Below are 13,549 nucleotides of genomic sequence, written 5' to 3' on the forward strand. Positions count from 1 at the left end.
TTCTGCCCATAATTCGTAAAAAGCGCCATCAACTAGCATCCGAAAGCCTCCAGGATACGTCTGATTCCCAGACACTAATATTTGCTGGAATCGCATGGATTAGATACCCTGCTGATCTTGCACTTCTGGAACCTTTATTGTTATGTGCAACGCGGGTACAGGCAACGTTTGCCGTTTGAACACATACCCCATTAAACGCGAGTTATATTTTAAAGTTGCGGACCTTTTTACAGTATTAACCATAAAGATTACAAAATTGATACTATAGTCCGATAACGCATCAGCGATATTCCGCGTCACATCAAGGTTTTCTGAAAAATGCAGAAAATCAAAAAAGGACATCAGTCCCCCTCTATAGGACTGTGCCCATTTATAACCCTTTTACAAAAAACCAAATGAACGCCCGGTCATCACCCAGAGGTCACAGATCTCTCACATTAAATGTAAAAAAGCACATCTTATTTCCTAATTTCTGCCTCTAATATAGCTAACCCATAATTGTGTCCAATTTGCAAAATAATTCCGGTTGCTGCATTTCGAATTGTCGGATATGCTTATAAAACAAGAACACTTGTTCCATACTGTAAATAAACTGTTAATTATCGATGTTCAAATGAAAATAATTGCTTCTTAACATAAGAGCTTAGCATCACGAATAAGGAGAGAAGTCTTATGCCCCGCCAAGACAGACGTGTCATCATGCTGGCAGACTGCCAGTCATTCTATGCCAGTGTGGAGAAGTCTGCACACCCCGAATACAAGGACCGCCCCCTCGTTGTTGCGGGAGATCCGGCGCGCCGTTCGGGTATTATTCTTGCGGCCTGTCCACTCGCCAAGTCCTATGGAATTACGACAGCAGAACGACTGGGCGAAGCGCTTGCCAAATGTCCGGATGTTGTTGTTGTTCGCCCTCGGATGGCCGAGTACATTCGGGTGTCCCTTCATATTACGCGTATCCTTCAGTCTTACACCGATCTGGTGGAACCCTATAGTATTGACGAACAGTTTCTCGATGTCACCGGAAGCCTGGATCTGTTCGGTAGTCCCGAGACGATTGCCCGTAGCATTCAATCGAGGGTGATGGATGAGACGGGTGTGTACATTCGGATCGGTATCAGTGATACGAAGGTCGTTAGCAAGATGGCCTGTGATCTATATGCCAAAAAAATCCCTGGAGGCATCTGCACGCTGCCTCGCAAAGATCTGCCTTCAACCATCTGGGAGAAGCCTGTGCGAGACATGTTCATGGTTGGTTCCCGCATGGCACAGCATCTCTACAAGATGGGCGTCCATACGATCGGTGATCTGGCCCAGACCCCATTGTCCCGACTGAGAGAACGTTGGGGTGTAAATGGTGAGGTACTGTGGCGTATCGCCCGCGGTATTGACGATTCCCCGGTCAAACCCGGGACATATGCTCATCAGCAGCAGGGAATCGGACATCAGATGACGCTGCCCCGGGACTATGACTCCTGGGAAGATATCAAAGTGGTACTGCTTGAATTGGCGGAACTCGTCAGTCGACGTTCTCGGGACAAATCACTCATGGGCCATGTGGTCTCGGTTGGTTGTCGCGGACAGGATTATGATCGGCCAACCGGTTTCTCCCGCCAGATGAAGGTGAATGAACCCACCAACATTACGGATGAAGTATACGATGCCGCAGCAGCTCTGTTCCTGCGCCATTGGGACGGATTACCCATCCGCCGCATCAGCGTGTCACTGACCGGACTTGTACCCGATTCTGAAGTACAGCTGTCCTGGTTTGATGACCGTGAACGTAAAAGAGAATTGGAACGTGCCACGGATGATATCAAGCGCAGGTACGGAGATACCGCCATCATGCGGGCATCCTCCCTCTGCTCGTCCGCGCAAGCCCATGAACGTTCTCATAAAATTGGAGGTCATTATAAATGAGTAAAAAATTACAGCAAAACGGTATCTTCGAGTCCTCACGCATGATGCTCCCCGAACACCGGGAAGCCTACATTCTTCATCAGGAACAACTTGCTCCTCGTACCCACCCATCCCTGGATGCCCAGGCCGCGGAAGAAATGTCCCGTTTGCTCAGCAACTCGATGATGCTTGGAGATAGAGTCACTATTACGTTGTTTCACGAACATGACGATATCCGTTACACGGGGCAGGTGCTTCGGCTGGACCGTCCTGCCCGGACCCTCAGACTACTGATGGAAGATGGGTCCCGGGATATTCAAATGAACCTCATTACGGATGTGGCGCTTGCCAATGAATGAAGGGGTATACACCCACCCCGGTGTTGTGGATAGTCCATGATAGATGCAGCATAGTCGTTACCATGCAGGACTGCCTTCCTACACTTCCTGGTGAATACCAAAAGCAGCCGACGAGACATATCCTGACCATTCACTTCGTTCTAAAGAAGCAAAATATCAGATAAGTGATTCATCGGCTACATATAAGGGTAAAGCTTCTTTTTTCTGAAAAACTTTTAGAAAAAGCTCCAGTCAAATTCCTTTGACAGACGCTCGAGCAGATGCACGCCGGCAATACTGTTGCCTTTGCGATTCAGAGCCGGGCCAACAAGACCTATGCCGAATTGTCCCGGTACAAGGGTCAATATGCCTCCGGATACTCCACTTTTGGCGGGTAAGCCGACCTCGATGGCAAATTCGCCTGATGCATTATACATACCACAGGTGGTCATGAAGGTTTTGGCAATCTGAACATAGCGACGAGGGATGAGTTCTTCTCCCGTAATTGGATCTGTTCCATTATAGGCCAGAACGAGTGACATTCGAGACAGATCTGCACACGTCACTTCAATGGAGCAATGACGGAAATACACGGCAAGCACGTCTTCAACGTCATCCTTAATGACCCCGTTGTGCTTCAAAAAGTAGCCAAGTGAACGATTCATATGACCGCTCTCCGATTCGGACTGGAATACCTCTTCGTTATAGCCCAGCTGATCATTATTCGCCAGTTTGCGGAAAAACTCCAGAATGCGGCGTGATTTTTCTTCCTTACAGTCTCCTCCAACAAGCGAGGACACCGTAATCGCACCTGCATTGATTAATGGATTGAACGGAATACCGGGTTCAACCAATTCAAGCTTGATCATCGAATCGTAATCGTCGCCTGTCGGTTCTTTTCCTACATTAAAGAAAACCGCTTCTTCCCCATGATCCATCAGGGCCAGAATAAGGGTAAATACTTTGGAGATACTTTGCATCGTAAATGGAACACCGCAATCCCCTGCCGACACATGGTTTCCTTCGGCGTCCATGATATGTATACCAAGCTCATCCTGAGAGGCTTTGACAAGCTCTGGGATATAAGAAGCCACCTTACCCTGACCGGTGTGCAAACGACTGGTCTCCAGCCACTCCGGCAGTAATGCATTCAGACGTTCCATGGTTGAATTGCTCATATGTCATCTCCTCCACATCTCTATATAAGCAAGCATCTTGCATGAAATGTTGAACCCATGCACCATGATGATAATGAGCCCCATCTGCATCATGCAAGATGCCATATATTATCTGATTACCCTCAGAACAGTTCCTTTACCGCTTCATTTGAAGATTCAACTCCAAAATCTCGCCGGGAAGACCATCGTAATCGCCTGTCCAGGTGGATACAAAATTCTGGCGGGTCAAGATCCGGCGGGAAGCAGCGTTACCCGGATCGATAACTGCATAGAGTGATCCAATCCCTGCGGCTTGTGCCTGAATAATCAACCGTGATGCTATGGATGTGCCTTGACCTTTGCCCCAATGTTCAGGCAGGATCATGTAACCTATCTCAGCCTTGGTCGGGTCCTCTTGATCCGGAATCAATTTGGCATACGCCACACCGGCACCATCTTCACTAAATACCCGGTAATGTCCGCAAGTGGAACGCTCATTAAACTCCAGCATGGACTCAAATTGCGTTCTCGCCTCTTGCTCCGGTATTGCACGTTCTGTAATCTGTTTCATTACTTCCATATTGGAAACCAATGCATAATAATCATCAAAATCAGGTTGTGTGTATTTAATGAACTTCATGATATGCCTCCTCTGGGGTACATAACTTGGTCTTAGTCTTGATGAATTCATCTAGAGTATAACAGATGCGAATGATGGAATGCACACAGGGCACCACGCTCGCAGGCAGCCAGATGGTCCGCTAGGCCAACAAGTCAGCAATCTGACAACTGTAGATACCAAAAAGCGGCCTCGTCTGGAGACCGCTTTGTTTACTCTGTTTTTTAATTTGCTTTTTAAGATGAAGAAATATTCTCTGTTCCGTACTTCCAGTGCATGTGTCAGCTTGCCCGTGATGAAGGGTTAAGGTTCATCTGTTTTTCACGTTGACGTGCACGACGACCTTGACCCGGAGGTGTAATGATCAGTGCGAGCAACAGCGAGACAGCGCAGAGTACAGCAATCACGATGAAGGTTAGATGGAATCCGCCCAACAGGGCGCTGATGAATGATCCTGCCAAGGCACCAAATCCAAATCCCTGATAGATCACGCCATAGTTTTTGCTCTGATTCTTCAGTCCGAAGTAATCGGCCACAATCGCCGGGAACACCGTAATGTTACCGCCAAAGCAGAATGCAACGGCCGCGACACAGGCGAAGAAAATCCCGAAGGTCAGTGGAACAAGACTAAGTGTCATGACAGCTACGGCTGTAACCAGCAGCGCACCAGCGATGACCTTCATTCGTCCTACTTTATCCGACAGCGCACCGAGAATAATACGTCCTGCCGTGTTAAAGATCGCAACCATGGCCACTGCGTTTGCAGCGGTAGCTACATCAAGTCCAGCGAGCTGTACACCGATATCTTTGACAATACCGATCAGATACAAACCGCTCATACACGCCGTGAAGAAAATAACAAACAGCATGTACGCTTCTTTGGTACGCAGCATCTCTTTCACCGTGTAATCATGACGTGCCACAACTTGTTTGGATCCTTCCTTGCTTGCCGGAGCCTGTTCACGAACAACCGCTTCACGGATCAGGAATGATCCCGCAACGACCAGAACCAGAACGATAATGCCCCAGTACATAAATGCCTGAGCAGGACCAACGGAACCAATTAATGCCGAGTTCACATATTTGAACAATAAACTACCGGTACCAAAGGCGCCGACCGAGATCCCCGAGATCAGACCTTTGCGCTCCGGGAACCATTTGATCAGATTAGACAGTGACGTAATGTACGCCGTACCATCTGCAAAACCAACAACAAATCCAGCCAAAATATACAGCAGTGTTAACGAGGTGACTTGGGAACTCAGAATAAGACCCAGCCCAAGCACAACCCCGGCTACACGGATCAGACGCTGAAGACCCCAACGTTCCTGCAATCGTCCTGCGAACAATGTGGCAAATGCCAAAGCAAAACTGGTAATTGAAAAAGTTATCGCGACCGAGCTGACGTCCCATCCGAAACGGTCAGACAACGGTTGATTAAATAAACTCCAAGTATAGATGGTTCCAAGACCCATTTGTACAATGATGGTCCCCAATACAATAAGCCAGCGGTTCATTTTTGTAGGTGCAGATGTTGATTCAGGTGTTGATGAAACGGATGAAATGGTTGCTTTCATCGTGATCTCCCCTTTGCCGATGTCATATACATGAATGCGTTCACAAGCTAATCATACATGAAAGGGGATTCATTACACCGTTTTGAGCATGAGTTGCATCAGATGCGGAATGAAATGCTTCTAGATGCGCATGAGTTGCCTGAATTCTTTGACCTTCCCACGACTCACGGGCACTTCAGCTTCCAAATCGCGCAGACGGAGCAGATACGTATTGTTGAACCAAGGTACAATTTCACGGATTTGCGACAGATTTACGACGTACGAACGGTGGCAGCGAAAGAACGTATCCTGTGGCAGACGGCTGTGAAAATCCGATATGCTCACTGGCATGGTGAACTCCCCATTTTTGGTATATACCTTCGTCACTTTCTCTTGCGCTTCCGCATAGTAGATGTCTGCCGTATCCGTAACAATAATATTGTCATTCCGCAGCAGATTAATTCTTCTGTCCGTATGGGAATTCGTATCCCGTAGCAGTTCACCCTGCGCAGTAGATCCGTCCACCATAGTAACTGGTCCATCCTCAACATGTTGCTCCATCAGCGTATGATCACGTTTGAATGCGAGCTCCAGCTTATGGAGCATTGCAGCAATTCGTTTCTCGTCATACGGCTTCAGAATATAATCAAACGCCTCCAACTCAAAGGCTTCTGCTGCATGTTCCTTATACGCCGTAGTAAATACAATGTAGGGTTTCGTTGCAAACTTCCCAATATGATGGGCCAGCATCATGCCGTCCAGCGAGGGAATATTGATATCAAGGAAAATGACATCTACTTCTTGTTCCTGCAAAAATTTCAGTACATCCAGCCCGTCTTCAAGGCGGTCAACCACCTCAATCTGACTATGTTCCTGGATTAAATAATTCAATTCCTCGCTTGCCAGAATCTCGTCTTCCACAATAAGAGCTCTCATTGATCCATCATCACCTTGTTACGACATCTCCTTTGGGCACATCAAATAAAATATCGGTTCCTTGTTCCAGCCTTGTAATGGTTACACCTTGTCCGTAGATAAGCTTAACGCGGCGATGCACATTATATAGCCCGATCTGGTTACCAGGCATACGGTCATGGTAGACACGTTCAATAATATCTGCACTGATGCCTGCCCCTGTATCACTGACACTGATTCGCACAAACTCCGGATAATCCTGTACCCGAATTCGAACAGTCCCGGGTCCTTTGACCTTGAGAATGCCATGAATAATTGCATTTTCGACGAGCGGTTGGATAACAAGACTCGGAATATGCACCGCGACCTCATCAATGTCATAGATCACGTTAAGTCGGCTACCAAAGCGAGCTTTCTCAATCTCTACATAATTACGGACCTGCTCTAGTTCCTTATGAATATCGATCAACTCATCCGACAGCTCCAGATTGTAACGCATGTACCCGGATAGATTCACAATCAGCTCGCGTGCTCGATCCGGTTTGGTTCGGATGGACGAAGCAATCGCATTTAGCGCATTAAACAGAAAATGAGGATGAATGGTTGTCTGTAACGCACGAAGCTCCGCTTTGTTGGCAGCAGCCTTGATCTCTTCTACCCTCGATACCTCCATCTGGGTCGAGATGATCTGAGACAGACCTACCGCCATCGTTTGTAATGGATACGTAATTTTGTACGCTTTGCGATAATAAATTTTGAGCGCACCTGTGATGTCTCCTCGTTCTTTAAGCGGAATGATTAACAGCGAGTGGATATCGGGTGTTTTTTCATCAATCACATCATTACTGATCGTAATCTCCCCGCTGGATATTGTCTTCTTGGTCATCTCACTTATAATTTCATTACCGATATGATATCGTTCCTCACCAAATCCTACATAAGCCAGTACATTCCGGGTATCCGTAATTGCAACCGCATCAGCCTGAATATCCTCCTGAATAATCCGGCAGATTTTGCGCAGAGAATCCTCGTCAATCGAACGGAAATACGGCAAGGTTTTGTTTGCAATCTCCAGCGCGAGCTTCGCCTGACGAGCTGCAATCATTTCCTTTTCCCCTTCGACACTCTGTACCAAGAGCACAATCAGCCCAATGTTGACTTCACCCAGAATCATAGGCAGCGCAATTTTCGAAACAATGTCGGCACCCAGTGGATCGGGATAGGAAAATAGAAGGATTAATAACATCGTGAGCGCTTCACAGATCATTCCGGCACCAATACCGATAATCCATCGCTTGGGCTTGGGCGTGTACTTATGTATATATCCGGAGACCAGACCCGCAAGAATACTTGTGATGAGACAAGGTATGGCTGTGACGCCATCCATATCGATCAAATACCGATGCACCCCGGAGACAATCCCCGTAATAATACCCACAGGCGCTCCGAACAAAATACCACCCGATAACACGGCGATGATCCGCACATTTACCAGTGAACCTTCAACATTAATGCCCGTATATGTCCCGAAGATGGCAAAAGCACAGAATAACAAGGTAACCGCAATAGACTCCTGCCACCTTAATTTCCCCTTTTGCAGAATCTGCCTAAATCTCGGCACCCTCGACAGAAAGAATAAAAATATAATCAACAGCGCCGCCCGTTCAAACAAACCCAGCAGCATCGTAAACATTTCCAATCGTACTTCCTCCACATCTGTCTGAAAATAACATGCATACCAACACAGCCACGCCTTTTTGAAAGAACATCCAGGACATTAAACCATAAGGCTCTTATACTCGTATGCAACAGTTTACCGCTCCCCCCAGAGGAAAGCAAAGTCCATCTTGTGAAAATGCATCAACAAGACTGCACCAAGCACACAATAGTTCATCCCTTAACTTCTATGAAAATCTGCGATTCCAGAAAAACCTATGTTATAATTAGTTGTCATGTTATTCCAATTATTGAGTGAAATTAATTACAGAAAGGTGTTCATGCATGCTTGCCATTCTACTCCTGGGTTCACTTCTGCTTTTTAGTTTTCTATGGTACACCCTGTACTTTATCTCCAAACGAAGCCATCATCCTGATCGCTCATCGGCGATTGTCCTGCGAATAATCTTAAGCATCTCAACTCTGACACTCATCGTTCAAGTCTACATACTTAAAGGAAACCCATATAACTTTATTTTAATATTCGTATTAATCGCTTCATTAATAGCCACTCGTTCTTTTAACGGTACGAACAAAAACAGATAAATAAAAACAATAGGCCATGGCAGGCTCTATGCTACCTGAAACTAATCCAAAAAGGCCAACCAGACGTTCCCGGTTGACCTCAAGTCCAAAATTATAAAAAATTTCGCCTGATAAAATAACTTGGTGTGCAGCTCCAAGCATGGCAATAACTGTTGACCAAATTGCTGCCATAAGGAGAATACGTTTTGTCGTCCGGGTCGTAGAGCTCCCAGAAAGTGTCCGCTCCATCCTTCAGCATACCGCCCCAATACCTTCGGATCTGCTCCAGTGCCTTCTCCTCTTCCCCGCACATAAGCAATGCATCAACATAATGATGAACCATGTACGGCGTGGTCATGCCAATAGCTTCTCCGTTACCCGTTAACCGATCAAGTAATTGCCGGGCCGTCGGAGCATCCATGATCTCAGCCAGAACCATCCATACTTGCGATGCCCAGGATACCTGTCTTTTTTCACCACTGACGAAAAACCCCTGATCACCATCCCACAGATATGTGAGGGCTGCTTGCTCAGCGTCTTTGATGTATGCGTTAATCCATTCCTCATACTCCGGCAGCCCTAGTTCTTTGGCAATCGACCTTCCCCTTTTCATACTATAGATGAGAACTGCCTGAGCACCAGCCTGTTTATTTAATTCTTCATGCCAGTCCAGAAAACAATACCACGTATCGTCATCCTGCACGATGCCCCGCTCATCAAGCCGACTCAGTGAAATGTCAATCTGTTCTCGAGCCACCGGCCAAAGTTCTTCCAGCGTTTTCCTGTCCTTGGTAGCTTCAAAATAGTCCCATAACGTCGCAATAAAGAATAACGCATAGTCATATAGGTAAATATCGTCCACGTACGGTTCCGGTTGTTCGTACAAACAGGCTCCTACCTGGCCGCCTTCCAATCTCGTTCCGGCAAAGAGATACAGACAGCGCTTGACAAGATCATTACAGCCGAATGTTTCATAATTGACGAGGGCCTGAAGGCGAAGATCCCCAATCCATAAACGTCGATCACGCTTCGGCCCATCTTCGAATACCGTCTGCATGCAATCCCCGAGTGTCTTCACGGACACGCGATCCATTTCCACCAGCTCCATGTCGATACCTTCAGGCAATCGAGGTACTGACCTCATGTCTGCTGAGGTCACCGTCATGCAATATACATCGTTAATTCGAATATCGTAACGAATCGACGTTTCTACGACTTCGATTTTCAGATACCGAAAGGCATACCGACGGTTAAGTGTTAGCGTACTGGGTAACACGTCCACATTCACAATCTCATCCTGAAGCCACGAACGGCTAAGCCAACCCGAATATGTTGCAAAATCCTCACCGACCTCACAGGGCATTTCTCCAAATGTGAGCTTCAATCTGAGAGGTGCATCTGCATTACTGCGCTCGTTAAGTAGCGACAAGGTCAGAAAACCGACGAGATGCTCCCCGAAATCCAGCGTAACACTGTCTCCCTTACACAGCACTTGATCGGACAAGTGCTCCGCTGGGCCAAGCGGCTCAATACGCCATCCCTGAAAAGCCGCTGCATCCGGAACTGCGCTCACGATATGTTCCGGATAGACCTTTTGCTGGTGAAGCTCCGGAATCAGCTCTTGGGCCTTCTCCAGCCAGGCTGTGTTTATCACTTTTTCACGCATTACAATGCCTCCTTATCCTTTGACCGCCCCAACGGTCATGCCACCGATAAAATATTTTTGCAGGAACAGAAACGCCAGCAGCAACGGTAGTGCGCACAGAAAGCACGCTGCAAACAGGACATTCCACTGCGTGGGGTTTTGCTGATCGCCCAAAAATCCGAGCATGGCCAGCGGTAAGGGTGAATCTCCTGCGCTGGAAATAAAGATCATATTGAAGAAATAATCGTTCCAGATCCAGACACCTTGCGTAATAATGACCGATACCGTTACCGGAATGAGCAAAGGGAATACGACGGTCCAGAACCGTTGGAATAATCCCGCCCCGTCGATGTGCGCCGCTTCTTCTACCTCCTCAGGCACACCGCTTCGAATGAAGCCCGTGTACAGGAAAGTTGAAAACGGCAGACTGCACGTAATGAACATGAAAATAGGCGTATATTGATTCGTTGGAATATGTAGCGCATTAATCATTTGCACAATCGGTATCAATACCATTTGCGCAGGTACCACGAGTCCGGACAAAAAAAACAAATACATGAACTTACTTAGCTTTGTCTTCAAACGGGCCATCGGGTAGGACGCCATCGCCGCAAACAGGACAACGAACACGACCGATACCCCGGTTAACACCACGCTGTTCCATAGTGCTTCCGGAAAGTGCATGCGGTCGAAGGCAGCCTTGTAACTTGCAAAGGACATCTCCCGGAACAGGACCAGCGGATTTGTGTTGTTGCTTGGATCTCGGAGTGATGTCGAAAAGGCAATAATTAACGGAATCAGGTTTAACGCCATCACCAACAGCACGACAGCCTGAACGGACCCTTTCCCCAAAACTTTACGAAGCGTCATGCTGACACCTCCCGTTTGTTCATTTTCAGGACAAAAACAGCGGTAATGACGATAATCACGGCAAAGGAAATAACGCCAAGAGCCGAAGCTTTACCAAAGAGCTGTTCGGTAAATGCCATCTTGTAGATGGTATAAATCAGCGTGTTGGTAGCCGTGCCCGGACCGCCATTCGTCATGATAAACGGGAAGTCGAACGCTTTGAGTCCATTGATCAAACTTAACGTCACGTTGATTGTAATCGCTGTTGCCAGTAATGGAATCTTCACATGTCGCAGCAATCTCCATGAGCCGCAGCCATCAATCCGTCCGGCTTCCAAAAGGTCACTCGGAACAGTCTGTAGTCCTGCAAGGAAGATAATCATTGTCGTTCCGATCGTCTTCCAGATTTCCACGAAGATAATAGAATACAGCGCGGTCGAGTAATCACCCAGGAAATTCAGTTCATTTGTGATACCCAGTTTATCGAGAAAGGAAGAAATCAGCCCGTAATCCGGCATATAGACGTAGCTCCACAAAAAGCCGACGACAATCGCACTGAACAATGTGGGAATATACGCCAGGGAACGGTAAATCCCGGTTCCTCTTATTTTCATGTTTAACAGCAATGCCATTGCCAAACCGATGATATTGCCAGCTATGACGGTGACGAACGTATAGATCAGTGTATTTTTTAAAGAAATGCCTAGGATGTCGCTCCGGAACAATTCCTTATAGTTGTCGAAACCGATATAGTTATAGGCTTGGGCGTACCCGTTATAGTCCGTTATACTGTACTGGAACAACCGCAGGATCGGGAATATCCAGAAGGTCAGGTAGAAGATCAATGCCGGCAAAGCAAACCAGTACATGGACTTTTTCATTACAGTAGAGCTCATCCTGCTCCATCCTTTCCAAGAGGGCCTGCGGCAAGGGAAGAAGGACAATCATTCTCCCCTTTACAGCAGACAGCATCGTTTTGTTCTAATTTTTCCACAGCTCTCTGAACTTGGTTTCCATGGCGTTTGCCACATCTTCTGGTGTTGTTTTCTGTCCAGCAATAATTTCGGCAAACTTTGCCTGCATGACGTCCGATACTCCAGCTGGCCACATCTGGTTGCTGAAGTAGACGGAATTTCCAGTTTGTTGATAGTTGTCATTCACTTCCTTGAACAATTCATTTTCAAGTTCTACGTCCTTATACACGCTGATGGAACTGTTGGCTTCCACAAATGCTTTGAACAGATCTGATTCACCATCAAACAGGTAGTTCAGTACTTCCTTGGCTGCATCCAGGTTTGCCGATTTGGCGTTCAAAGCGTATCCGGCAGATGTTGCAGCAGATACAAACACCGGCTGTTCCGACTCGTTACCTGGCAATGAAGCGAATCCGCGAGTAAAATCGGTAGCGCCTTTGGACGTCATGGAGGCATAATCCCATGTTCCCGTAAAGGTCATTGCTGCTTTCCCGTCGATAAACAACTGCGCAGATTGGGCACTACCAATGCCAAGCGAGTTTTTGACGACGTAGTTGTTATCATAGAGCTCTTTGTATTTGGATATGGTTTGAACCCACTTTGGATCAGTCAGCGATTTTTCGCCGTTCTGCAGTTTGACATCAAAATCCAGTTCATTTGGATACACGACATTGGCTGCAATCGGATACATTCCGAATTGGATCATCCAAGGGTCCTTGTCTCCCATCGCAATTGGCGTTACGCCCGCTGCCTGCAACTTTTGACACAAATCCAGAAACGAAGGCCAATCCTTCGGAAACTCGGAATATCCTGCCTGCTGTAACAACTCCTTGTTGTAGTAAACGCCGAGGAAGTCCAGTCCTTCGGCCACGCCGTAAGGTTTACCCTCATAGGACATATCTTCCTTCGCTCCTTGGCTGATGTTATCCCAGAACTTCAGATCTGACAGATCCGCAGCGAAGCCTGCCTTTGCAAAATCAATGACACCGCCAGCCGCATTTTTCGGGAAAATCCAGAAAATGTCCGGTCCCTGTCCAGCCGCAAGCTTGGTTCGAACAGATGTATTGTATTGATCATCAGGCAACTTTTGTACTTCCAAGTTAATGTTCGGGAACTTCTCTTTGACTAGGCGCGGCAAGGTCTCCAGCTCAAAATCCTCTCCCTCGGATGCCTTGTTTCCCGAAAGCATCATCGTCAGCGTAATTGGCTTTTCTGAATCATCTATACTCCCGTTATTGGTATCCGTACCGCCCCCCTCCTCGCTACTGGAGCTGCATGCGCTCAGAAACATCATGAGCAGTACCAAAGTTAGGGACCACAGTCGTTTTCTTTTTTTCATCTTGTCATTCCCCCAATTCA

General features: G+C 47.1%; 11 protein-coding genes. 2 read left to right on the forward strand and 9 right to left on the reverse strand.

Annotation, left to right across the window (positions count from 1 at the left end; genetic code table 11):
• The first annotated feature begins 672 nt into the window (after positions 1-672).
• A complete protein-coding gene (locus tag QNO02_RS19980; RefSeq protein ID WP_289389773.1) occupies positions 673-1,917 on the forward strand; it encodes a DNA polymerase IV in 1,245 nt (414 codons plus the stop codon).
• Positions 1,914-2,255: a YolD-like family protein gene (locus QNO02_RS19985; protein ID WP_289389774.1), complete on the forward strand. Its 342-nt coding sequence runs from the start codon at positions 1,914-1,916 to the stop codon at positions 2,253-2,255. Before QNO02_RS19980 ends, QNO02_RS19985 begins: the two co-directional genes overlap by 4 nt.
• A 215-nt stretch (positions 2,256-2,470) precedes the next feature.
• On the opposite strand, the gene glsA is transcribed toward QNO02_RS19985, so the two are convergent.
• The 9 genes from glsA to QNO02_RS20030 all read right to left on the reverse strand — a co-directional run bounded on the left by glsA (position 2,471) and on the right by QNO02_RS20030 (position 13,529).
• Positions 2,471-3,412 (reverse strand): glutaminase A, encoded by a 942-nt coding sequence (gene glsA / locus QNO02_RS19990; protein ID WP_017687474.1) that lies wholly within the window; start codon positions 3,410-3,412, stop codon positions 2,471-2,473.
• A 136-nt stretch (positions 3,413-3,548) separates the two neighbouring features.
• Complete coding sequence (locus tag QNO02_RS19995; protein ID WP_133385468.1) at positions 3,549-4,031, reverse strand: GNAT family N-acetyltransferase; 483 nt, start codon at positions 4,029-4,031, stop codon at positions 3,549-3,551.
• A gap of 260 nt (positions 4,032-4,291) precedes the next feature.
• A complete protein-coding gene (locus tag QNO02_RS20000) occupies positions 4,292-5,527 on the reverse strand; it encodes an L-lactate MFS transporter (RefSeq protein WP_133386007.1) in 1,236 nt (411 codons plus the stop codon).
• Positions 5,528-5,707: 180 nt separating this feature from the next.
• Positions 5,708-6,502: a LytR/AlgR family response regulator transcription factor gene (locus QNO02_RS20005; RefSeq protein WP_249912207.1), complete on the reverse strand. Its 795-nt coding sequence runs from the start codon at positions 6,500-6,502 to the stop codon at positions 5,708-5,710.
• A gap of 10 nt (positions 6,503-6,512) precedes the next feature.
• Entirely contained in the window at positions 6,513-8,165 is a 1,653-nt protein-coding gene (locus tag QNO02_RS20010) for a sensor histidine kinase (protein WP_036614944.1), read from the reverse strand.
• A gap of 669 nt (positions 8,166-8,834) precedes the next feature.
• Positions 8,835-10,388 carry an alpha-L-rhamnosidase-related protein gene (locus tag QNO02_RS20015; RefSeq protein ID WP_289389778.1) on the reverse strand — a complete coding sequence of 518 codons (1,554 nt, stop codon included), beginning with the start codon at positions 10,386-10,388 and terminating at the stop codon, positions 8,835-8,837.
• A 12-nt stretch (positions 10,389-10,400) separates the two neighbouring features.
• Positions 10,401-11,237: a carbohydrate ABC transporter permease gene (locus QNO02_RS20020; RefSeq protein ID WP_289389779.1), complete on the reverse strand. Its 837-nt coding sequence runs from the start codon at positions 11,235-11,237 to the stop codon at positions 10,401-10,403.
• Positions 11,234-12,112 carry a carbohydrate ABC transporter permease gene (locus QNO02_RS20025; protein ID WP_249912206.1) on the reverse strand — a complete coding sequence of 293 codons (879 nt, stop codon included), beginning with the start codon at positions 12,110-12,112 and terminating at the stop codon, positions 11,234-11,236. Before QNO02_RS20025 ends, QNO02_RS20020 begins: the two co-directional genes overlap by 4 nt.
• Positions 12,113-12,197: 85 nt before the next feature.
• Positions 12,198-13,529 carry an ABC transporter substrate-binding protein gene (locus QNO02_RS20030; RefSeq protein WP_091028675.1) on the reverse strand — a complete coding sequence of 444 codons (1,332 nt, stop codon included), beginning with the start codon at positions 13,527-13,529 and terminating at the stop codon, positions 12,198-12,200.
• Between the last annotated feature and the right edge of the window lie 20 nt (positions 13,530-13,549).

The sequence above is a fragment of the Paenibacillus sp. PK1-4R genome, from assembly GCF_030369595.1.
Taxonomy (GTDB): Bacteria; Bacillota; Bacilli; order Paenibacillales; family Paenibacillaceae; genus Paenibacillus.